This is a genomic window from Novosphingobium humi, from assembly GCF_028607105.1.
GTDB classification, from domain to species: Bacteria; Pseudomonadota; Alphaproteobacteria; order Sphingomonadales; family Sphingomonadaceae; genus Novosphingobium; species Novosphingobium humi.
In genome coordinates this window covers 910,636-931,531 of the sequence record NZ_CP117418.1, presented here as the reverse complement: position 1 = coordinate 931,531, position 20,896 = coordinate 910,636, and the positions used below count along the sequence as shown (strand labels likewise).

At 65.0% G+C, this 20,896-nt stretch carries 16 protein-coding genes; 7 read left to right on the top strand and 9 right to left on the bottom strand.

Annotation, left to right across the window (positions count from 1 at the left end):
• Position 1: 1 nt before the first annotated feature.
• Genes PQ457_RS20055 through PQ457_RS20045 form a run of 3 tightly spaced genes read right to left on the bottom strand, consistent with a single transcriptional unit; the run spans position 2 to position 3,258 of the window.
• A complete protein-coding gene (locus PQ457_RS20055) occupies positions 2-937 on the bottom strand; it encodes an arginine N-succinyltransferase (protein ID WP_273619571.1) in 936 nt (311 codons plus the stop codon).
• Positions 937-2,226: an N-succinylarginine dihydrolase gene (locus tag PQ457_RS20050; RefSeq protein ID WP_273620411.1), complete on the bottom strand. Its 1,290-nt coding sequence runs from the start codon at positions 2,224-2,226 to the stop codon at positions 937-939. The genes PQ457_RS20055 and PQ457_RS20050 overlap by 1 nt, the downstream gene beginning before the upstream one ends.
• A gap of 18 nt (positions 2,227-2,244) precedes the next feature.
• Positions 2,245-3,258: an arginine N-succinyltransferase gene (locus tag PQ457_RS20045; protein WP_273619570.1), complete on the bottom strand. Its 1,014-nt coding sequence runs from the start codon at positions 3,256-3,258 to the stop codon at positions 2,245-2,247.
• Positions 3,259-3,507: 249 nt separating this feature from the next.
• Between PQ457_RS20045 and PQ457_RS20040 the strand changes: the two genes are divergently transcribed.
• Positions 3,508-4,536 carry a nucleoside hydrolase gene (locus PQ457_RS20040; RefSeq protein ID WP_273619569.1) on the top strand — a complete coding sequence of 343 codons (1,029 nt, stop codon included), beginning with the start codon at positions 3,508-3,510 and terminating at the stop codon, positions 4,534-4,536.
• Here PQ457_RS20040 and PQ457_RS20035 read toward each other — a convergent pair.
• Positions 4,533-5,087, bottom strand: coding sequence for a TetR family transcriptional regulator (locus tag PQ457_RS20035; RefSeq protein WP_273619568.1), 555 nt, complete (start codon positions 5,085-5,087; stop codon positions 4,533-4,535). The two genes, PQ457_RS20040 and PQ457_RS20035, sit on opposite strands and share 4 nt — an antisense overlap.
• A 69-nt stretch (positions 5,088-5,156) precedes the next feature.
• On the opposite strand from PQ457_RS20035, the gene PQ457_RS20030 reads away from it, so the two are divergent.
• On the top strand, positions 5,157-6,224 hold the full coding sequence (locus PQ457_RS20030) for an aromatic ring-hydroxylating dioxygenase subunit alpha (protein ID WP_273619567.1): 1,068 nt from the start codon (positions 5,157-5,159) through the stop codon (positions 6,222-6,224).
• Here the strand turns inward: PQ457_RS20030 and PQ457_RS20025 are convergent.
• Genes PQ457_RS20025 through PQ457_RS20015 form a run of 3 tightly spaced genes read right to left on the bottom strand, consistent with a single transcriptional unit; the run spans position 6,214 to position 9,108 of the window.
• Positions 6,214-7,224 (bottom strand): class 1 fructose-bisphosphatase, encoded by a 1,011-nt coding sequence (locus PQ457_RS20025; RefSeq protein WP_273619566.1) that lies wholly within the window; start codon positions 7,222-7,224, stop codon positions 6,214-6,216. The two genes, PQ457_RS20030 and PQ457_RS20025, sit on opposite strands and share 11 nt — an antisense overlap.
• Positions 7,224-8,093 (bottom strand): shikimate 5-dehydrogenase, encoded by an 870-nt coding sequence (locus tag PQ457_RS20020; protein ID WP_273619565.1) that lies wholly within the window; start codon positions 8,091-8,093, stop codon positions 7,224-7,226. Before PQ457_RS20020 ends, PQ457_RS20025 begins: the two co-directional genes overlap by 1 nt.
• 1 nt (position 8,094) lies before the next feature.
• Positions 8,095-9,108 carry a LacI family DNA-binding transcriptional regulator gene (locus PQ457_RS20015; RefSeq protein ID WP_273619564.1) on the bottom strand — a complete coding sequence of 338 codons (1,014 nt, stop codon included), beginning with the start codon at positions 9,106-9,108 and terminating at the stop codon, positions 8,095-8,097.
• A gap of 149 nt (positions 9,109-9,257) precedes the next feature.
• Between PQ457_RS20015 and ptsP the strand changes: the two genes are divergently transcribed.
• From ptsP to PQ457_RS19990, 5 genes are all read left to right on the top strand, one after another.
• Positions 9,258-11,774 carry a phosphoenolpyruvate--protein phosphotransferase gene (ptsP, locus tag PQ457_RS20010; RefSeq protein ID WP_273619563.1) on the top strand — a complete coding sequence of 839 codons (2,517 nt, stop codon included), beginning with the start codon at positions 9,258-9,260 and terminating at the stop codon, positions 11,772-11,774.
• A complete protein-coding gene (pfkB, locus tag PQ457_RS20005; RefSeq protein ID WP_273620410.1) occupies positions 11,774-12,715 on the top strand; it encodes a 1-phosphofructokinase in 942 nt (313 codons plus the stop codon). The genes ptsP and pfkB overlap by 1 nt, the downstream gene beginning before the upstream one ends.
• A gap of 25 nt (positions 12,716-12,740) precedes the next feature.
• Positions 12,741-14,408 carry a PTS fructose transporter subunit IIC gene (locus tag PQ457_RS20000; protein ID WP_273619562.1) on the top strand — a complete coding sequence of 556 codons (1,668 nt, stop codon included), beginning with the start codon at positions 12,741-12,743 and terminating at the stop codon, positions 14,406-14,408.
• A 50-nt stretch (positions 14,409-14,458) separates the two neighbouring features.
• A complete protein-coding gene (locus PQ457_RS19995) occupies positions 14,459-15,775 on the top strand; it encodes a carbohydrate porin (protein WP_273619561.1) in 1,317 nt (438 codons plus the stop codon).
• 232 nt (positions 15,776-16,007) lie between these two features.
• Positions 16,008-17,738, top strand: a complete 1,731-nt coding sequence (locus tag PQ457_RS19990) for an amidohydrolase (protein ID WP_273619560.1) — start codon at positions 16,008-16,010, stop codon at positions 17,736-17,738.
• A gap of 24 nt (positions 17,739-17,762) precedes the next feature.
• On the opposite strand, the gene PQ457_RS19985 is transcribed toward PQ457_RS19990, so the two are convergent.
• Complete coding sequence (locus tag PQ457_RS19985) at positions 17,763-19,067, bottom strand: sigma-54-dependent transcriptional regulator (RefSeq protein WP_273619559.1); 1,305 nt, start codon at positions 19,065-19,067, stop codon at positions 17,763-17,765.
• On the bottom strand, positions 19,064-20,791 hold the full coding sequence (locus tag PQ457_RS19980; RefSeq protein ID WP_273619558.1) for a sensor histidine kinase: 1,728 nt from the start codon (positions 20,789-20,791) through the stop codon (positions 19,064-19,066). Before PQ457_RS19980 ends, PQ457_RS19985 begins: the two co-directional genes overlap by 4 nt.
• Positions 20,792-20,896 lie beyond the last annotated feature (105 nt).

Sequence of the window (20,896 nt, the reverse complement as noted above, 5' to 3'; positions counted from 1 at the left end):
TTCACTCCTCCTTCCACACGCGGAAATCGCGCAAAAGGCCCGCCGCGATCAGGCGGTGAGGCTCCTTTGTAGCGCGCAGGGGTATGTTCGGGTCGATCACTTCGCATTCGCGGATGGTGCGTATATGGTCGGTGCGGGCATGGACGGTGGGGCCGGCATCGAAAATGTCGCAATAGCCGTCGTCGAGGAAATCCTCGGCCAGCAGCAGGCGATAGGCGGGGGCGGAGCCTTCATGCGGGCGTCCGATCGCCTCGCGCGCGGAGGCGGGCAGCATCGAGGTATAGATCGGATAGCGCGGCATCAGATCGGCGATGAACTGATTGCCATGCATGGCATTGAACAGGTCCGCCTCCAGCATGTCGCCGCCGAAGAACGGCCCCGCCACAGCATCCCAGAAGGGGCTGGTGCGCCCGTCCATCCAGCCGCGCAATTCGGCCACCACCTGATCGCCGAAACGCTCGCGGTGCTGGGCGATGAAAAGGAAGCGGCTGCGCGCCAGCATCGCGCCCAGTCCATGCGCGCGGGCATCGGGATGCAGCAGCAGGCCCGCCACCTCGCTCGCCCCGTCGAAATCATTGACCAGATGGAGGACATGGGTCGAAAACATCCGGTCCAGTCCGCGCGAGACATGGGTGACGCGGGCCACCTTGTAGCTGTAGAACGGCCAATGCGCCCCCACGCGCGAAAAGATGCTGGCCGTGCCGATGACGCGGCCCGCGCCATCCTCCAGCACCAGCATGTAGAATTCATCTTCCGGCGCGGTGATGGGCGCGGCCAGCGAGCGTTCGCTCCACGACAGGCGTTCGCGCAGGGCATCGCGATCCTGCGGCAGATTGGTCATGCCCCCGCCCGACAGGCCCGCCAGCGCGAACAGGGCGTCAAGATCCTCCATCCGGGCCATGCGGATGAAGGGCCGATCGGGACGGGGGGCGATCATCACAGTTCCTCCGGGGCAAAGCCGAGCAGGTCGAGCAGGGCCGCGCGGGCGCTTTGGCATTGGCGCCACAGGTCGGGGTGGCCGATGTCCTCGGGTGCGATGCGCTCGGGCCAGTGATGGGCGATAAGCGCGGCCAGCGCATCGCATTTGGCCGGGTCGAGCAGAAAACGCTGATCCAGCGCGGCCAGTTGCGCCTGCGTCAGCACGATGCGCAGGCGCAGACAGGCCGGGCCGCCGCCATTGCGCATGGATTCGCGCAGAGGCATGAATTCCGCCCGCCGGATCGGCCCATTGGCCTCCAGCATTTCCTCCAGCCAGCCCGCCACGTGGGCCACCTCGCGCGCCTCCTCGGGCAGGAGCAGCATCATGCCCCCGTCATGCATGGTCACCAGTTGCGAGTTGAACAGATAGGAGCGGATCGCATCATCCAGCGACACCCGATCGGCGGGCACTTCTATAATCTCGGCTTCGGGAAGGCGTGCGCGGATCTGGGCATAGAGCGCCTCCCGCTCGGCAAAGGCCTGTTCGTGGGTCAGCAGGACAGTTTCATTGGCCACCGCGACCACATCATTGTGAAAGGCCCCCGCCGCGATGGCCGCGTCGCTCTGGCGGGCCAGAACGGCCCTGTCCGGGTCCAGCCTGTGGCGCCGGACCAGCGCCTGCGAGGCGGCGGCGTGCTGGCGCGCGGGAAAGCCTTTGACCGGCCCGGCACCATGGACGAAGATTTCCACCCCGGCCTCGTCATGGCGGGGGCACAGCCGCATATGATTGGCCGCGCCCTCGTCGCCGAAACAGGCGGGCAGGGGATCATGCAAAGCCACATCGGACAGGCCCGCAAACAGCAGGCGCAATTGCCGCCCGGTCTGCGCCGCCTCGATGCTGCGATGGGGCATGGAGGACAGGTTGGCGATGGAAATATGCGTCAGCCCATCGGCGGTATCGGGGCCGGGCGAGACCGTGGCGGCATTGGCGGTCCACATGGGCGAGGCGGAAAAGGCGTTGCGCAGGAGAGCAGGCTGGGCCTCCCAAGCCGCACGGCAGACGGCCATGTCATCGCCCGCAAAGCCCAGTTGGCGCAGCCAGCCCGCATCGGGCCGGTCATGGGGCAGCAGCAGCCCCTGCACAAAACCCAGCGCCATCATCCGCCGCATTTTGGCAAGGCCCTGCAGCGCGGCCTCGCGCGGGCTGGAGGCAGCGCCCGCATGGGTGGCCGAGGCGATATTGCCCAGCGATAGCCCCGCATAATTGTGGCTGGGGCCGACCAGCCCGTCGAAATTCACCTCCAGCATCGCCGGCATCCTCCTTGATCAATGGGGAATATGCGTAATCCTCTCGCCCGGTGAGGCCCGGATGGCCTGCGCGCTGGCAGGGTCGAGGATGATGCCGCCGTCGGTCATCGCCACCCGCCCATAGGCGGCGCGAAAACCGCCCAGCCTGCCGCGCGCCACCAGACTTTGCGCGCCGTCATTGTCGGCAATGGCGATCAGCGTGTCCTGACGAGCATAGCGGATCGTGGCGATATCGTCGGTGGCGCAGATCATCGTGGGGCCGCCGTCGAACACGTCGATATAGTTGCGATAGGCAAAGCCTTCCTTTCCCAGCATCCGCTGGGCCGCGCGGCCCGATGGGTGGGCAACGCCCATCACCGCAATCGCGCTTTCGGGCATCATCGCGGTATAGATCGGGTGCTTGGGCATCAGATCGGCGATGAATTGCGCGCCGTGCAGCGCCTTGAACTCATCCGCCTCGCGAAAGGTCATGCCGAAGAAGCGGCCCGTCACCCCGTCCCAAAAGGGCGATATGCCGAAACCATCGATCACCCCGCGCAATTCGGCCAGCGTGCGGTCGGCAAAGCGCGGGCGGTGCATGGCCATGAACAGATAGCGGCTGCGCGCCAGCAGCGACCCGGCCCCCGCTGACCTTTCCGTGGGGTGCAGGAACAGGCCGCCCACCTCGCTGCTGCCATTGTGGTCGGTCACCATGGTCAGCATTTCGCAGCGCATGGCGCGGCCGAATTCGCTGCTGTAATGGGTGAAGGCGTCGATGCGATAGCTGTAATGGGGCCGGTCCGCGCCGATGCAGGAGAAGATCTGACATGTGCCGCGCACCTTGCCGGTCTGGGTGTCTTCCAGCACGAACATATAGCGGTCATCGGCCAGCGTATCAGCCATCCGGGCAAAGGAAGCGGCGGCAATCTCCAGCTTGTTGGCCAGTTTGGGCCGGTCGGCGGGCAGATTGGTAAACCCTCCGCCGGTGCTTTTGGCCATTTCATAGATCGCCGACAGATCGCTCTCGTCGGCGGCTCTCAGAACATGGGTCATCCTCAGGCTCTCCCTGTGTTGCGGCGCGCCGGGCGGCCGCATGGGCGATGCGAAAGTTCAGGATAGGAGTTAAACCGGCAAGACACAAAGGCAAAGATGGGAGCGGCGGCTGCTTGCTCCTCATCCATAACCGTTCTCTATGGATGGCTTAAAAACGCTTATTTTACATGATGTCGCAATGGGCTAGAAGGGGCGGCACCGGAATGATCGGGCAAGATAAATCAGGGGAGAGGGAACGTGCCATTGGCGATGGATCGCAGGACATTTGCCGTCTCGACCCTGACAAGTCTTGTAGGTGGGGCCGCTCTGGCGGGCGGGGCCGCGTTGCGCGCTGCGCCGCCGATGCCGGCGCGGGTCATTCTGGACAATGATTTTGCCGGCGATCCCGATGGGCTGTTCCAACTGGCGCATCATGTGCTGTGTCGCGCTGTCTCTATACCGCTGATCATCGGATCGCATTTGCCGGGCGGTTTTTCCCGCGGAAACGAGGCGCGCGAAGGGGAAGCCCGCGCGCGCGAAGTGCTCTCGATCATGGGTCTTGATAAGGCGCATACCGTCATCGCCGGAGCGCCCGCGCCGATTGGGGCGCGCGCATCGTGGAAACCGGGCGAGGCCAGCGCCGCCATCGTGCGCGAGGCGATGCGCGAGGATGCCCAAGGCCCGCTCATCTATGCCGCAGGCGCGGGGCTGACCGATCTGGCGCTGGCGTGGTTGAGCGAGCCGAGGATCGGGCGGCGGATCAGGCTGGTCTGGATCGGGGGGCGGCCTCATCATGGTTTGGGCCTTCCGGGGCCAAAGGCCGGGGAAACCGAGTTCAATTTCTCGATCGACCCGGTGGCCGCGCAGGTGATCTTCAACGAATCCGACATCGAAATCTGGCAGGTGCCCGCCGACGTTTACAGCCAGATGCTGTTTTCCAATGCCGAACTTGAGGAATTGGCCGCGACCGGCCCGCTTGGCGCCTATCTCAAGGCCAAGGTCGATGCGCTCCCGGACATGCTGGCCAAAATCCCCGGCGCGCCGGTCCTGCCCGCCTCGGATGTCTATGTGCTGGGCGACAGTCCGCTCGTGACGCTGACGGCCTTGTTGCCGCCGATGCGGCCGGACACCACCTCGTCGCGCTATGTGGTCATGCCTACGCCGCGCCTGCTGGATGATGGCGGCTATGCGCCAAGGGCAGGCGGGCGGCCCATGCGCGTCTATACCCAGATCGATGCCGGGATCACCTTTCGCGACATGATGGCCCGCTTTCGTATCGCGGCGCGCCGGGCGGCCTAGGCCAGCCCGCGCACCAGCGCGTCGAGGCCGGTTTCGAAGGTGGCATCAAAATCCATCATCCGGCGCAGAAATTCGCGCATCGGGCCGTTGGACTCAAAGGATTCCCAGCCCAGCGTGAAGGAAATCACCACCGCCTGACAGGACAGGGCGCGGCCGGCGTCAAGCCCCAGCGCGACAAGGGGCGCGGCGATGGTCTCGGCATGTGCGGCGGGCTCGCCGGACAGCGCCGGGCTGGCCGCCGCGCAGAGCCGCGCCCCGTCGCGATGGGCGGCAAAACTGCGGCGCAGCGCCCGGCCAAATTGGCCCAACCATGCCTGCCAGTCCTCGACCAGCGGCACAGCGGCATAGGCCGCAGCGTAGATCTCGCGCGCCATCAGGCCCAGCAGTTCGGCCTTGTCGCTGAAATGCCAATAGAGCGCCGGGGCCTGCACGCCCACCCGCGCGGCAAGGCGGCGCATGCTCAGCCCATCGAGACCATCCTCTTCGAGCTGGGCAAAGGCGGCGGCCAGCAATCGGTCGCGGTCAAGCAGGGCGGAGGGCGTGCGGGCCATAGGTTTTTGTTGACCACTTAACACCGTTAAGTCAAGTTGGCGGGCGGAGAGAATAGCCAAGAGACCGCCATGACCTATGTTCGCAACGCCTGGTATGTCGCCGGATGGGAGCAGGATCTTGCCCCTGAAAAGCCCTTTGCCCTGACCATCCTTGGGGAACGCATCGTCATCTGGCGCTCGGCCTCGGGCGCGGTCCATGCGCTGGAGGACAAATGCGTCCACCGCTTTGCGCCGCTCTCGCTGGGCCGGTGCGAGGGCGCGCATCTGCGCTGCCTGTATCACGGCCTGCTGTTTGATGCAGGCGGCAGGGTGGTCGACATTCCCGGTCAGGATCTGATCCCGGCCCGCGCCCGTGTGCGTGCCTATCCGGTGGAGGTGCGCCACAGTTGGGTCTGGGTGTGGATGGGCGATGCGGCGGCGGCAGACCCGGCGCTGATCCCGCCTGCGGTGGGGTTTGACGATCCCGACTATATTCTGTGCTGCGGTTTTCTCGATTATCAGGCCGAGGCCCGGCTCATCAACGACAATCTGCTGGATTTCAGCCATTTGACCTATGTCCATGCCAACAGCTTTGGCGCGGGGCCGGAGTTTGCCGCCTCTCAGCCGCGCATCACCCCGCTGGCGCGCGGGGTGCGGGTCGAGCGCTGGCTGGAAAACACGTATGGCGCCAGCAATCGCAAATCCGATGTGCCCATCGATGCGTGGTCCACCTATGACTTCCTGCTGCCCGGCGTGCTGCTGATGTGGAGCGCGAATTATCCGGCGGGCACGGCGCGGCGTTTGAACCATGCCGCGCCGCGCATGGAGGAAGCCATTGCAGGCCTCAATTTCACCAGTCAGGCGGTCACCCCGCTGACCGACAGGACGGCGCGCTATTTCTTTTCATGGGGCCCCCATCGCAATTTCGGGGATGCGGCGATGCGCGACCATATGATGGGCATTGCGGGGAAGGCCTTTGCCGAGGACAAGGCCATGATCGAGGCCCAGCAGCGCGTGATCGACACCACGCCGGCGCAGGATGTAATGCCCACGGCCCATGATCGCGGCGTGACACTGTTCACCCGTCTGGTCGAAAAACTGGCCAATGCCGAGACCATGGAGCGCCGCGAGGCGGTGGCATGGAGGTCTAGCCGGTGATGGCTTTGACCTCATCGGCATCGCCCATCATCACGCCGACCCGTTGATGCAGGCCGGTGGGGACCACATCCATGATCGGCCCTTCGCCATCGCTCGCGCTGCCCCCGGCCTGTTCGATCAGGAAACTCATCGGATTGGCTTCATAGAGCAGGCGCAGGCGGGCCTTGCCGGTGGCGCGGTGGTCGGACGGATAGAGGAACACCCCGCCGCGCTTCAATATGCGATGCACATCGGCCACCATCGAGGCGGTCCAGCGCATGTTGTAATCCACCCCGCACGGCCCTTCGGCGCCCAGAATCCGCTCCTCGACATAGCGCGCCACGGCGGGCGACCATTGCCGCCGCCGCGCCATGTTGATGGCAAATTCCTTGTTGCCCGCCGGGATACGCATCGGCCCGTCGGTCATCCGCCATGATCCCACCTCGCGGTCGAGCATGAATTCGTAAACCCCGGTGCCGATGGTCAGCACCAGCAGCGTCTGCGGCCCGTAAAGTGCATAGCCTGCGGCCACTTGATCGCGGCCCGGCTGGAGGAAATCCTCCTCGGTCACATCGCGCCCGGCGCAGCCTTCGGGCGCGCGCAGCACCGAAAAGATCGTGCCGACCGAAAGATCGACATCAATATTGCTCGACCCGTCAATCGGATCGAACAGCAGCAGATATTCGCCCTTGGGGTAGCGGTTGGGGATACGGTGGATCGTCTCCATCTCCTCCGACGCCATCGCGGCCAGATGCCCACCCCATTCATTGGCATCGAGCAGGAGGTCATTGGCGATCACATCCAGCTTCTTCTGGACCTCGCCCTGCACATTCTCGCTGCCCAGCGCGCCCAGCACATCGCCCAGCGCGCCTCGGGAAATGGCGTGGCCCACCGCCTTGCAGGCCCGCGCCACCGTTTCGATCAACAGGCGCAATTCGGCAGGGTAGGGGTGATCAGGCCGCCGCTGCTGCTCGATCAGAAAGCGTGAAAGCGTGATGGGTTGAACGTGATCGGCTGCCATTACTGTTCCTTTCGCTGCGCCATCGCGCTCATCAATGCGCCCACCTGCGGCCCATGGGCAAGGCCGGCGGCATCAGCGATGGCCGCCGCATCGGGCCGGATGCCGGTATAGAGCACGAATTGCTCGACCGCCTGAAGCACGATCACCTCGGCCCCGGAGATAATGGTTTTGCCCGCATCGTCGGCGGCGCGGATAAAGGGCGTGCGCGCAGGCTGGGCCACGACATCAAAGGCCACATGGCAATCGGCGATGAAATCGAGCGGATAGGCCAGCGCATCGGCATCGGCCCCTTCCATGCCCAGCGGGGTGACATTGACGAGCATGGCCTCGCCGGTTTCGGGCAGATCGGGCCGCCATTCATAGCCATATTGCGCGGCAAGCGCTTGCCCGGCCTGCGCATTGCGGGCGATGATCGCGCCATGGGCAAAGCCGCTGTCGCGCAGCGCGGCGGCCACCGCCTTGGCCATGCCCCCGCTGCCGCGCAGCAGGAAAGGCATTGCCGGGTCCAGCCCGCGTGCCGCCACCAGGTCGCGCACGGCGGTGTAATCGGTGTTATGCCCGCTCAGCACGCCGTCGTCATTGACGATCGTGTTGACGCTGTCGATGGCTGCTGCCGATGGCTCGATGGCGTCGAGCAGGGGGATGACATCCTCCTTGAAGGGCATCGAGATCGCGCAGCCGCGAATGCCCAGCGCGCGAATGCCGCCAATGGCCGCGGGCAGATCGCGGGTGGAAAAGGATTTATAGACATAATCCAGACCCAGCAGTTCATACAGCCGGTTATGCAGCCGCGATCCGGCGTTGCCGGGGCGGCCCGAGAGCGACATGCAAAGCTGTGTGTTGCGTCCAATGGGGGGCTTGGTGGGCATGTCAGCTTCCTGTGGTTTGGTGGCGCGCGCTGGATCCGCGCGCGATAAGTTTGCCGGAAAGGACGGTCTTGCGCATCGCTGCATCGGGATGTTCCAGCCGGTCGAGCAGCATCGCCATCGCCGTCCGTCCGATTTCCTCGACCGGCTGTTCGATCACGGTCAAGCCATTGCCGATCAACTCCATCCAGTCGCTGTTGTCAAACCCGGCCAGAGCAATATCGCGCGGCACCTCCAGATCGAGCGAGCGCAGCGCCCGCAGGACCGAGATCAGCATCACGCCATTGCTGGCCATCAGCGCATCGGGGCGGTCGGGCCGCGAAAGCAGCGCGATGGCCGCCTTTTCCGCCTCGCCCGGCGCATGGGGAATGGCCAGCGTATCGACCGTGATACCAAGGCGCGCGGCGGCGCGTTCAAAGCCGTTGCGGCGCTCGATGCCGGTGCTGCTGCTGGCACCGAACAGGCCCGCGATGCGCCGGTGCCCCGCATCATAAAGATGTTCGAGCAGCAGGCCCGCCATGGCCTCATTGTCGAGCAGCACGCAATCCTCGCGCGCGCCGGGAATGGCGCGGTCGATCAGCACCACCGGACAATCCATCGCCAGATCGCCTGCACGCGTCACCCTTTGGCGCGTCGGCGCAAGGATGATGCCGGTCACGCGCTCCTGCTGCATCAGGTCAAGATACATGGCCTCCTTGGCCGGGTCCTCGTCGGTGTTGCACAGGATGACGCGCAGGCCGCGCGCCGCCGCCACGCTTTCGATCGTGCGCGAAACGGCGGTGAAGAAGGGGTTGCGGATGTCGGCCAAAATAAGGCCGATGGTGTTGGTGTGTTGCGAACGCAGGCGCCGCGCGGCCAGATTGGGGCGATAGCCGGTGGAAATGACGGCGGCCTGCACCCGCTCCTGCATCGCCGGATCAACCGCCCGCCCGCTGAGCACCCGCGACACCGTGGCGGGCGAGACATTGGCGACTTTGGCAACATCCTTGATTCCAACGGGTTTGCTCTCGACCGACATCAGAAAACGTTCTCACTTATCAAGCGGCCTTATGGCCTCTCCTGCGTCGTATCATGCCTGCAATCACGCACAAAATGCAAGGGCTCTTGACAAAAGTGATGAGAAAACGTTTTCTATGGCCAAGGACAGAACGTGGAGAGATTCTGAACATGCCCGCACCTTCCGCCACCATGCCGCGCATTGCCCAATCCGGATCGCCCGAACTCGTGCGCATCGCCGCCTCGGCCGCCGACAAGGATGATGCCATCCGTCAGGTGGGCCAATTGCTGGTGGCCGCCGGTTGCGTTGCGCCCGGCTATGAGGACAGCATGGTGCGCCGCGAAGCGGTGGCCAACACCTTCCTTGGCGCGGGCGTGGCCATTCCCCATGGCCTTGGCGAGGACAAGGGGCTGGTGCGCCATGACGGTATCGCCATCCTGCAACTGCGCGAGGGCGTGGAATGGAATCCGGGGCAGACGGCGCATCTGGTCGTGGGCATTGCGGCCAATTCGGACAGCCATATCGCCATCCTGCGCCGCCTGACCCGCCTTATTCAGGACGAGGCGCGCATCGCCCATCTGATCGCCACCGATGATGCCGAGGCCATCGCTCGCGCTCTGCATGAGGATGGCGCGCCCTCTGCCGAAACCGTTCCCGCCGAGGACTATGCCGAGGTCGAACGCTGGACGCTCGATTATCCATCGGGCCTGCATGCCCGCCCGGCCTCGGCATGGGTGGAGGCGGCACGCGGCCTTTCGGCCCGCCTGCGGGTGCGTAATGGCGCGGAAACCGCCGATCCGCGCAGCCTCGTTTCCCTGCTCCAGCTTGGGCTGAAGGCCGGGGATACGATCGTCTTTTCCGCCGACGAACGCGCGGCGCTGGACACATTCGTCAAGACTGTCCGTCGCCTGACCGCGCGCGAGAAGGAGGACGCCGCCCGCGCCGCCGCCAAGGCCAGCGCCCCGGTGCGCGGCTGGAAACCCTCGGGCGAGGCCAAGGCCATCGCGGGCGTCGCGGCCAGCCCCGGCCTTGCCATCGGTCGTGTGCATATCCTTGCCCCCGCCGAACTGGTCGTACCCGATGAGCCGGTCGATCTGGTCGCCGGGGGCGCCGCGCTTGAGGACGCGCTGACCCGGACGCGGGCGCAGATGAAGGTGCTGATTGACGACACCACGCGCCGTCTTGGGGCGGGCGAGGCGGCGATTTTCAAGGCGCAGGCCGATCTGCTCGACGATACCGACCTCATCACGCTGACCTGTCAGTTGATGGTCGAAGGGCATGGCGTGGCATGGTCGTGGGATCAGGCCGTGGGGCGCATTGCGGGGCAATTGTCGGCGCTGGGCAATCCGGTGCTGGCGGCGCGGGCGGCGGATCTGCATGATGTGGGGCGGCGGGTTCTGGCCGCGATGGACCCGGCGCTGGCGGCCGGGTCGCTGTCCGATTTGCCCGAAGAACCTTGCGTGCTGATCGCCTCGGACCTTTCGCCCTCCGATACGGCCACGCTCGATACTTCCCGTGTGGCGGGCGTTGCAACGGCGCTGGGTGGGCCGACCTCGCACAGCGCCATTCTGGCGCGCACGCTGGGCCTGCCCTCGATTGTGGCGGGCGGGGCGCAATTGCTTGGGCTGGAGCCGGGCGCCTGCGTGATCGTCGATGGTGACAGCGGGCGGGTCTGGCTCGACCCCACGCCGCAGGATCTTGAATCGGCCCGGCAGTGGATCGTGGACATCGCCCAAAAGCGCGCCGCCGAGGCCGCCGAGCGCAGCCGTCCCGCGATCACCACCGATGGCCATGAAATCGCCGTCGCGGCCAATGTAAACCGCCCTGATCAGGTCGAATTTGCGCTGGTGCAGGGCGGCGAGGGCGTGGGCCTGATGCGCACCGAATTCCTCTTCCTCGAACGCGGCCAAAGCCCCAGCGAGGATGAGCAGGAGGCGATCTATCGCGCCATGATCGAGGCGCTGGGTCCGCGCCCGCTGATCGTGCGCGCGCTCGACATCGGCGGCGACAAGCAGGTGCCGCATCTGGACCTGCCGCGCGAGGAAAACCCCTTCCTCGGCGTGCGCGGGGCGCGGCTGTTGCTGCGGCGGCCCGATCTGCTCGAACCGCAATTGCGTGCGCTTTATCGCGCGGCGCGTGCCGGGGGCGATCTGTCGATCATGTTCCCGATGATCACCTCGGCCTGGGAACTGATCCGCCTGCGCGAGGCTTGCGAGGCGATCCGCATCGAATTGGACGCCCCCGTTGTGCCCATTGGCATCATGATCGAGGTGCCCGCCGCCGCCGTTCAGGCCAAGGCTCTGGCCGCCCATGCCGACTTCTTTTCCATCGGCACCAATGATCTGACCCAATATGCGCTGGCCATCGACCGCCAGAATCCCGATCTGGCCGCCGAGGCCGACAGTCTGCATCCCGCCGTTCTGCGCTTGATCGCGATGACGGTGGAAGGGGCCAAGGCCCATGGCCGCTGGGTGGGCGTATGCGGCGGCATTGCGGGCGATCCATTTGGCGCGGCGCTGCTGGTGGGGCTTGGCGTGTCGGAACTCTCGATGACCCCGCGCGACATTCCCGCCGTCAAGGCCCGCATCCGCGCCGCCGACAAGGCCTCGCTGGAAGCCCTTGCCCGGCGCGCATTGGAAATGGAAGGCGCCGCGCAAGTGCGCGCTCTGGATGGGGAGGCCGCGTGATGCGCATCCATACCGTCACCTTCAACCCCGCGATTGACGAAACGATCATGCTCGACCGCCTGATCCCCGGCGAGGTGCATCGCGCCCGCGCCGTGCGCCAGAATGCCGGGGGCAAGGGCGTCAATGTCGCCAGTTGCTTGGCCGACTGGGGCGCCGATGTGGTGGTCCATGGCCTGTTGGGCAGCGAAAACGCCGCGCCTTTTGCCGCGCTGTTTGCCGCAAAAGGCATCACCGACCGTTTCATCCGCGTGGCCGGTTCCACCCGCGTCAATCTCAAGCTGGTCGATGATGCCGGGACCACCGACATCAATCTGGACGGCATGGCCGCCGATGACACCCTTGTGGCCAAGGTGGTGGGCCAGTTGAACCTGTCGGTTCGGACGGGCGATCTGGTGGCGCTTTCGGGCAGTTTGCCTCCCGGTTGTCCGCATGAGGTTTACGCCGCGATGGTCGCGCAATTGCGCGAACGCGGCTGTCGCATCCTGCTCGACACCAGTGGGGCGCCGCTCAAACATGCGCTCGACGCCGCCGTCCTGCCCCATGTCATCAAGCCCAATCGCAGCGAATTGGCCGCATGGACCGGGCAGGCGGCGATGGACCGGGCTGCCCTGCTGGCGGCGGGGGCGGATCTGTGCCGCCGGGGCGTTGAACTGGTGGTGATCTCGATGGGCGAGGAAGGCGCGCTTTTCGTTTCGGCGCAGGGCGCGCTCTGCGCCCATCTCTCGCTCGACGGCGTGGCCAGCACGGTGGGGGCGGGCGATGCGATGGTGGCGGGGCTTGCCGCCGCGCTGGCCGATAGACTGCCGCTTGAGGCTCTGGCGCGCCTCGCCACAGGTTTTGCGGTGGGCAAGCTGGGCATGACCGGCCCCAACCTGCCCGAACTGAACGCGGTGCGTGCCTTGGCGCAGGAGGTTTCGATCTGCGCGATGACCATGGCCTGATGGATTATAAAGGGACGAGGATTCCATGAGAAAGCTCTTTGCCGTGATCGATGCCGGGGGCCGCGATGTGCAGGCCATGCTGGCCGCCGAGGCGCTGCGCAAGGCGGCGCGCATGCAGGGGCGCCCCATCGAGGTATCGGTGCGTCGCCCGACTGACGCCCAGACCTTTGAGGCTTTAGGGGAGGATCTGACGTTGCTTTTTGTGGGCGGCGAGGATGACCCTCTGGCCGCGCGGGCGGACTGGCGGCTCAGCCTTGATGCCGTGCTTTCCGACCCGCAGGGCGCGATCCGCGAGCCGGAAGAAGGCGCATCGGCAGGCAGACCAAAGATCGTCGCCATCACTTCCTGCCCGACCGGCATCGCCCATACTTTCATGGCCGCCGAAGGGCTGGCCGAGGGCGCGCGCCAGTTGAACTGTCCGATCCGCATCGAAACGCAGGGTTCGGTCGGCGCGGGCAATCCCTTGACCGCCGAGGAAATCGAGCAGGCCGACGTGGTGCTGATCGCCGCCGACCGCGAGGTGGACCGGGGCCGCTTTGCGGGCAAGCGGGTGTTTGTCAGCAACACCAAGCCCGCGATCACTGGCGGCGCGGCGCTCATCGAACGCGCTCTGGCCGAGGCGCAGGTGCAGGGCGGCGAAGCGTCAAGCGCCGCACCTGCCGCCGCAAAAGAACGCGCCGGGCCTTACAAGCATCTGATGACCGGCGTGTCCTTCATGCTGCCCTTTGTGGTGGCGGGAGGCCTACTGATTGCGCTGGCCTTCGCGCTGGGCGGCATTCACGCCAATGATGATGCGGCGGCCGGGACGCTGGCCCATGCGCTGTTTGAAATCGGCGCCAAGGCGGGTTTTGCGCTGATGGTGCCTGCGCTGGCGGGCTATATCGCCTATTCCGTGGCCGACCGGCCGGGCATTGCGCCGGGCATGATCGGCGGCATGATCGCCTCCAGCCTTGGCGCGGGCTTTCTGGGCGGGATCGCGGCGGGGTTTATTGCCGGTTATGGCGTTGACGGGCTGAACCGACTGATCCGCCTGCCCAAAAATCTGGCGGGGTTAAAGCCGGTTTTGATCCTGCCTCTGCTCGGCTCGCTGTTGACGGGTCTGGTGATGATCTATGCCGTGGGCGCGCCGGTCGCTGCGGCGCTCGCCTTCCTCACCGAATGGCTGCGTTCGATGCAAGGGTCGAGCGCCATTCTGCTGGGCGTGATCCTTGGCGCGATGTCGGCCTTTGACATGGGCGGGCCGGTCAACAAGGCGGGCTATGCCTTCTCGGTCGGTCTGGTGTCCAGCCAGGTCTATACGCCGATGGCTGCAACCATGGCGGCGGGCATGGTGCCACCGCTGGGCATCGCTGTGGCCACCTTCCTGTTCCGCAACCGTTTCAGCGCCGAAGAGCGCGAGGCGGGCGGCGCGGCGGGCGTGCTGGGTCTTGCCTTCATCACTGAGGGCGCGATCCCCTTTGCCGCGCGCGATCCGTTTCGCGTCATCCCCTCGCTGATGGCCGGTTCGGCCGTGGCCGGGGCGATTTCCATGGCCTTCGGGGTCGAACTCAAAGTGCCCCATGGCGGCATTTTCGTGCTGCCCATTCCGGGGGCCGTGACTCATCTGGCCGCCTATGCGCTGGCGATTGTCGCCGGGACGGTGGTGACGGCTTTGCTGGTGGGCCTGCTCAAGCGGGCGCCCGAAGCGGCCTGACGGTTACACTCTGACCTGCGCCCACGGATCGGGCGCGCAAGGATCATCCCATGTATCGCACAATGCTCAAGGGCGCCTGCACCGCAGGCGTCATCGCCCTCTCCTTGTCCAATGCCATGGCGCAGGAAGCGCCGGTCAAGCCCTTTCAACCGCTGGCCGATGATGGGATCACCCTCTCGCTCAACTATACCGGCGAGGCGGCGAGCAATGTCAGCGGCGGGCTGCGCCGGGCGAGCGCCTATACCGGACAGGTCTATATGGGCGCGGATCTCGACATGGACCGCATCGCCGGGATCGGCGGCGGCACCTTGCATTTCGCCGTCACCAACCGCCACGGCAAGAGTCTGTCGGGCATCGCCATCGGCAACAACACCTCGGTTCAGGAAGTGTGGGGCACGCAGAACACCCATCTGGCGATCCTGACATGGGAGCAGAAGCTGCTCGATGGCCGGGTGAACATCGAGGCAGGGCGCAGTCAGGCCAATATCCATTTCCTCAACTCGCCGCTTTATTGCAATTTTCAGACCAATTCGGCCTGCGGCAACCCGACTTTCGTTTTCAAAAACAGCAATTTCACCTATTTCCCCGCCTCAAGCTGGATGATCCATACGCGCGCCAATTTCACTCCGCAATGGTTCGCCCATGTCGGGGCCTATGAGGTGAATCCCGACCGCAAACAGGCCGATGACAACGGCTTCAGCTTTTCCACGCGCAACGCCACCGGCGTGATCGTGCCGTGGGAGGCGGGCTATGCCGACGATGCGGGCAGGACGCGCCTGCCGGGCCATTATATCCTTGGCGGCTGGTTCGACCGGGGCGATTATGCCGATCCGCTGCGCGATGCGAATGGCGGGATCGCGATCCTGACCGGCCGGAACGCGGCGACTTTGCATGGCCGCTCGGGCCTCTATTTCCGCTTTGACCAGATGTTGACAAGGCCCGATCCGGCCACAAAGCGGGGTCTGACCCTGTTCGGCGTGGCCATGACCAATCTTTCGGGGCGCGTCGAGGAAAGCCATTACCTTGAGCTGGGCCTGTTGCAGACCGGCACCTTCAAGGGGCGCGATGCCGACACGCTGGGTTTTTTGATCAATGATCAGCAATTCAGCGATCTGGCGGTCGAGCGGATGCGCGCGGCGCGGGTGGCGGGCGGCGGCGATGGCCATATCCATCGCCACCAATATATGATGGAACTGGCCTATGGCGCGCAATTGAACGCGGCCATGCGGATTTCGCCCAATATCCAATATATCGTCAACCCGGACCAGACCGGCGCACCGTTCCGCCCTCGCGATATCGGCAATGCGCTGGTCTTCGGATTGAAATTCACGGTCGATGCGCCCACGCTGCTGGGCATGCTGCGCTAAAGGTATAGGATTTTGACCTTTGCCCCCCCTGATCCGCGCATGAAACTCTCAGGCAACCGGCACAAAATCTTTTCGGCCTTGCAGGGCCTGATTATACGTAGCTTTGCGCCATAGAGGGTGGGGCAGAAGTGCTTATGACGGGGCCTGCAAACAGAATGGGGCGGGCGGCAAGCGGTCGGACAAAGCGACCAACCGGATCTTGCCAAAGTCACATTGAGGGGGAGCCTTTGTCATGCTGCATCGTCGCGCCGGACTGCCACTATCCCATGCCTTGCTGAGCGGTGCATTGTTGATCAGCGCTGCATGGGCGCTGCCCGCCTTTGCCAAGCCTGTACCGTCGGTGGATCTTATTCTGCACCATGGCCGGGTGTTGACCGTGGACAAGGCTTTCTCGATCCGGTCGGCCGTCGCGATCAAGGGGGAGCGCATTGTCGCCACCGGCGGCGAGGACCTCCTGCGACGCTATAAGGCGAAAAAAGTCATCGACCTTGGCGGGCGTACGGTTCTGCCCGGCTTTACCGACACCCATCTCCACCCCTATCCTGTGGCCCCAAGCGATATTCCCGTGGCCAGCGCGCATTCGGTCGCCGAAGTGCAGGCGATGCTGCGCGAGAAGGCCAAGGCGCTGGGTCCGGGGCAGTGGATTACCGGATCGCAGTGGCAGGAAGCCAATCTGGTGGAGAACCGCAATCTATCCCGCGCCGATCTCGATGCTGCCGCCCCCGACAATCCGGTGTGGCTGGTGCGGGCGGGCGCGCATTCGGGCGTTGCCAATTCGGCGGCTCTGAAAATCGCGGGGATCGACCGAAACACGCCTGATCCCAAATCTGGTCTGATCGAGCATGATGCCAGCGGCGAACCCAATGGCATCATCCGCGAAAGTCTTGATCTGGTCCGTCGGCATATCCCGCCGCCGACATGGGAACAGATGCGGCCTGCCAATATCGCCTGGCTCAAGTCGATATTGGCGCTGGGCATTACCAGCTTTTTCGACGCCAGCGGCAGTTTCAATGACGAGCCGCTCGACAAGGGCGGTATCGCCAATCCGCCCCCGACCCTCACGTTCCGCCGCGCGCAGGCGCTCTATGCCCAGATGGGCGCCGAACTGCCGCGCATCACCATGTATATCGACCATCCCGGAGCCGAAAGGCTCAAGGCCTTTGGCCACCACACCGGCTATGGCGATGCCCATGTCCGCCTTGGCCCGATTGGCGAGATGAGCGTGGACGGCGGGTTTACCGGGCCGACCGCATGGCTGCTCGCCGATTACAAGGGCCAGCCCGGCTTTCGCGGCAAGGGGCGGATGACCGATGCGGAAATTCTGGAACTGACCCAAAGTGCGGCTGCACTGGGGTGGCAGATGGGCGTGCATGCCATTGGCGATGCGGCCATCGTGCAGGCCGTGAATGCCTATGCCAAAGTGCTTGATAGCCAGAAGCTGACCGGCAAGGACCATCGCTGGTTTCTCGATCATTTCACCATCATGCCGCCCGATGCCACCATGGCGACGATGAAAAGCCACGCCATCGCCATCGCCCAGCAGCCCAATTTTCTCTACAATCTCGAAGGTCGCTATGAGGCGACGCTTGATGACTGGCGGCTCGCCCATAACAATGCCGTGGTGACCCCGGCGCACAGGTTCGGCCTGTTCATGGCCTTTGGCAGCGACAATTTGCCGGTGAACCCCATGGTGGGCCTCTACGCAGCGATCACGCGCAAGGGGCCTTCGGGCCGGGTGCATGGTCCGGAGGAAGCCATCGACCGCAAGGAGGCCATTCGCCGCTACACCGCCGACGGGCCCTATCTGTCATGGGAAGAGGGCACCAAGGGCACGATCGAAAAGGGCAAATATGCCGATCTGATCGTGCTGCCCTTCGATCCGCTGACGGCGGCGCCCGAGGTCATTCTGGCGGGCAAGGTGGATATGACTTTCCTCGGCGGCAGGCTGGTCTATCAAAGATAGGCGGCCCCGACCGGGTGTGCTGCATCACTTGTTGTTCATGATCTCCGCCCGCATTGCGCGCAGGTCGAGCCCCAGTCGTTTGGTGCGGTAATAGAAAGTTTTACGCGGGATGCCCAGCAACCCGATCGCACGGGCAATCTCGCCTTTCGCCTCCATCAGCGCCTGCCGGATCGCCGCGCTTTCAAATGCGTCGATCCGTTCGGGCAATGTGGCGTTTCCCTTGGCCGGGGGGCTGTCACTGTGCTCTTCCAGCCCCAGACAGAAGCGTTCCGCGAAATTTTCCAGTTCGCGCAGATTGCCCGGCCATTCCCTTGCGCTCAACGCATGGATGCTGTCATCGACCGGCGGGGGCGCCCGGCCCAGCCTTTCGGCCGTCTGGTTCAGGAAATGGGCAAAGAGCAGGGGTATGTCCGCCCTTCTTTCCCCCAGCGGCGGCATGCGCAGCGGCACTCCGGCGATGCGGTGATAGAGCGCTTCCGAAATCCTGTCCCGCCCGCCTTCGCCCATGCTGGCCATGATGCGTGTGTCGACGGCTTCAGGCTGGCGCGTTTCCAGCGCGATGGCCCGCTTTTCGGCAAATTGCGCCAGCCTGCTTTGCAATTCGCCGCCGGCCTGATCCAGATTGTCGAGGAACAGTGTGCCGCGATGGCAGGTGGAGAGGAGCCCTCCGTGGGCAAACATCTCCTTTTCGACAATGGCCGGCGGGATGACCGCGCAATCCACCGTCAGAAAGCGATGCCTTGCACGCGCGCTGGCGCGGTGAATGCAGCGGGCAAAAAGCTCCTTGCCGGTGCCGGTCTGGCCCTCGATCACAAGGTCGATGTCGCTCTGGCCCAGCACGGGGACCATGTCGCGCAGCCGCCGGATCATGGGTGTTTCGCCCAGAATCGCATGGCTGGTCGCGCTTTGTGCCGCCTGCCGCAATGCGCGGTTTTCCAGCACCAGCCTGCGCGCCTTGTCCGCCGGCCCGACAGCGGCCAGCAGCGCATCGGGGGCAAAGGGTTTCTCGATGAAATCCCACGCCCCGGCCTTGAGCGCGTCCACCGCCATCTGGACATCCGCGTGGCCCGAGATCAGCAGCACGGGAAGATCGCGGTCGCGTTCCTGCAACAGGCGGAACAGATCGACCCCGGACATGCCGGGCATGCGGACATCGGAAATGACGATGCCCTCAAAATCCGGGCCGATCGCCCGCGCGGCCTCGGCCCCGCCGGAAAATTCCATCACGCGATAACCGGCAAGAGACAGCAGCTGGGTCGTTGCCTCGCGCAGATCGTCATCATCGTCCACCAGCGCAACACAGGGCTGGGTGGGGAGAGTTTCGTTCATGCCGCGCGCCTCATCGTCATGGCGAAACAGGCGCCGGTTGCCCCCGGCCGGTCCACATGGCGCAGCGACCCGCCCGCATCGGCCATGATGTCCTGCGAGATGACCAGCCCAAGGCCGAGCCCATCGGGACGGCTGGTGACAAAGGGGGTGAACAATTGCCGTTTCACCTCTTCGGCAATGCCGGGGCCATTGTCGGTGATGGTGAGGGTGACATCTTCGGCCGCCTGCCTCAGTTCCACCGTGATGGCCGGAGACGGCACATCGCAAAGAGCCTGCGCCGCATTTTGCAGCAGATTGACCAGCACCTGCTCCAGCCGAACCCTGCCGCCTTCGACCCGGCAGGTCGCGGCCATCGTGCTATGCGGCAAGGCGATGGAAATGTCCTTCAACTGTTCCTTGAGGATCAGCAGCGCGCCCTCGATGACCTCGCCAATTGCCACCGGGCTGAGATCGGTCGCGCTGCGGCGGGAAAATCCGCGCAGTTCCGATGTCACCGCGCCGATGCGGTCGGCAAGCCGGGCAATCGAGGCGAGGTTTTTGTGGACCGTTCCGTTGTCGCCGCGCTCCAGCAGCATCCGGCTGGTATCGGCATAGGTGCGAATGGCGGCCACGGGCTGGGCCGTTTCATGCGCCACGCTGGCGGTGATCTGGCCCAGAGAGGCCAGACGGTTGGCCTGGCGCAGCCCTTCGCGCAGATCCGCCGCGCGGGCTTCCAGAGCCGCGCGCTCATCCATTTCGCGGCGCAGGTCCGCCGTGCGGTCGGCCACGGCCTGTTCCAGTTCTTGGGTCCGCGCCATGCGTTCCCGTCCGCGTTCGCGCCACATCCACATCACCGCCGCCATGGCCAGCACCATCGCCGCCGTCAGCAGCGCGGCGCCTTGTGCGAGAAGGGACACCCGTTCGACCGGGCGCAGAAGATTGATCGTCCACCCCGGCTGCGCCAGAGCGTCGCTCATCAGGACCATCCGTTTGCCATCAAGGCGCGGCCCATCCTCATCCATGCGGAACGGCGCGAAACGTGCGGGCGCGGCGGGCAGCATGGATTCAGCATCGAAATTCGCCTGCGCCGCGCGGGAGAGAGGGCGGGTAAGGGCAAAGCGCCAAGGCGGTTGGCTGGTCACCAGAATGATGCCGTTGGGTTCGGTGACAAAGGTGGCGTCATCGCCCCTTGCCCATGCGTTTTCAACCGCGTCGAACTCCAGCTTGATCGCGACCACGCCGCCCTGCGGGGTGCGCTGGGCGATATAGAGGCCGGGGCGGCGGCTGACCGTGCCCATGGCGAAATGGCTGGCGCTCCCCTTGGCCAAAGCGTCGCGGACATAGCGGCGGGCGCTGTAATCGGTGCCGACAAAGCTTTGGGGGGATCGCCAGTTGCTGGCCGCGATGGCTTTGCCGTCATGCGCGATGACATAGATGATCGGCGCGCCGGTGGTCTTGACCAGTTCCTCCAGCTTGCGGTTGAGCGCATCGCGGGCGGCCATGTTGCCCGCAAGCGCGGCGGCCACATCGCGATCATCGGCAAGCGCGATGGGGAGCAGGCGAAAGCGGGCGATTTCGCTGGTGATCAGCGCCTTACGCATGGCCAGGTCGGTGCGGGCGGTTTGCATTTCCTGCGCCATGCCCCTGTGACGGACCAGCATATGGGCCAGTGCCGCTGCCAAACCCGCCGCGATCAGGCTGATGATCGCCCAGCGCATGGGGCGGGAATGATTCGCAGGGTGCATGGCGCGGTTTTAGCCCGGCACAGCCAATGTGCCAATATTTGCACTTTGGCTGTGCCGGGTTATGTCATAAGTTGCCCATCGCGAAGCCGGGATATCAATATAAAC

Coding starts and splice junctions, on each gene's coding strand:
- PQ457_RS20015 (WP_273619564.1), bottom strand. CDS start 9,108: ATGTCGGTCGAGAGCAAACCCGTTGGAATCAAGGATGTTGCCAAAGTC.
- PQ457_RS20055 (WP_273619571.1), bottom strand. CDS start 937: ATGATCGCCCCCCGTCCCGATCGGCCCTTCATCCGCATGGCCCGGATG.
- PQ457_RS19980 (WP_273619558.1), bottom strand. CDS start 20,791: ATGCACCCTGCGAATCATTCCCGCCCCATGCGCTGGGCGATCATCAGC.
- PQ457_RS19995 (WP_273619561.1), top strand. CDS start 14,459: ATGTATCGCACAATGCTCAAGGGCGCCTGCACCGCAGGCGTCATCGCC.
- PQ457_RS20050 (WP_273620411.1), bottom strand. CDS start 2,226: ATGCTGGAGGTGAATTTCGACGGGCTGGTCGGCCCCAGCCACAATTAT.
- PQ457_RS19990 (WP_273619560.1), top strand. CDS start 16,008: ATGCTGCATCGTCGCGCCGGACTGCCACTATCCCATGCCTTGCTGAGC.
- PQ457_RS20020 (WP_273619565.1), bottom strand. CDS start 8,093: ATGCCCACCAAGCCCCCCATTGGACGCAACACACAGCTTTGCATGTCG.
- PQ457_RS20000 (WP_273619562.1), top strand. CDS start 12,741: ATGAGAAAGCTCTTTGCCGTGATCGATGCCGGGGGCCGCGATGTGCAG.
- pfkB (WP_273620410.1), top strand. CDS start 11,774: ATGCGCATCCATACCGTCACCTTCAACCCCGCGATTGACGAAACGATC.
- PQ457_RS20045 (WP_273619570.1), bottom strand. CDS start 3,258: ATGACCCATGTTCTGAGAGCCGCCGACGAGAGCGATCTGTCGGCGATC.
- PQ457_RS20025 (WP_273619566.1), bottom strand. CDS start 7,224: ATGGCAGCCGATCACGTTCAACCCATCACGCTTTCACGCTTTCTGATC.
- PQ457_RS19985 (WP_273619559.1), bottom strand. CDS start 19,067: ATGAACGAAACTCTCCCCACCCAGCCCTGTGTTGCGCTGGTGGACGAT.
- PQ457_RS20040 (WP_273619569.1), top strand. CDS start 3,508: ATGGATCGCAGGACATTTGCCGTCTCGACCCTGACAAGTCTTGTAGGT.
- PQ457_RS20030 (WP_273619567.1), top strand. CDS start 5,157: ATGACCTATGTTCGCAACGCCTGGTATGTCGCCGGATGGGAGCAGGAT.
- PQ457_RS20035 (WP_273619568.1), bottom strand. CDS start 5,087: ATGGCCCGCACGCCCTCCGCCCTGCTTGACCGCGACCGATTGCTGGCC.
- ptsP (WP_273619563.1), top strand. CDS start 9,258: ATGCCCGCACCTTCCGCCACCATGCCGCGCATTGCCCAATCCGGATCG.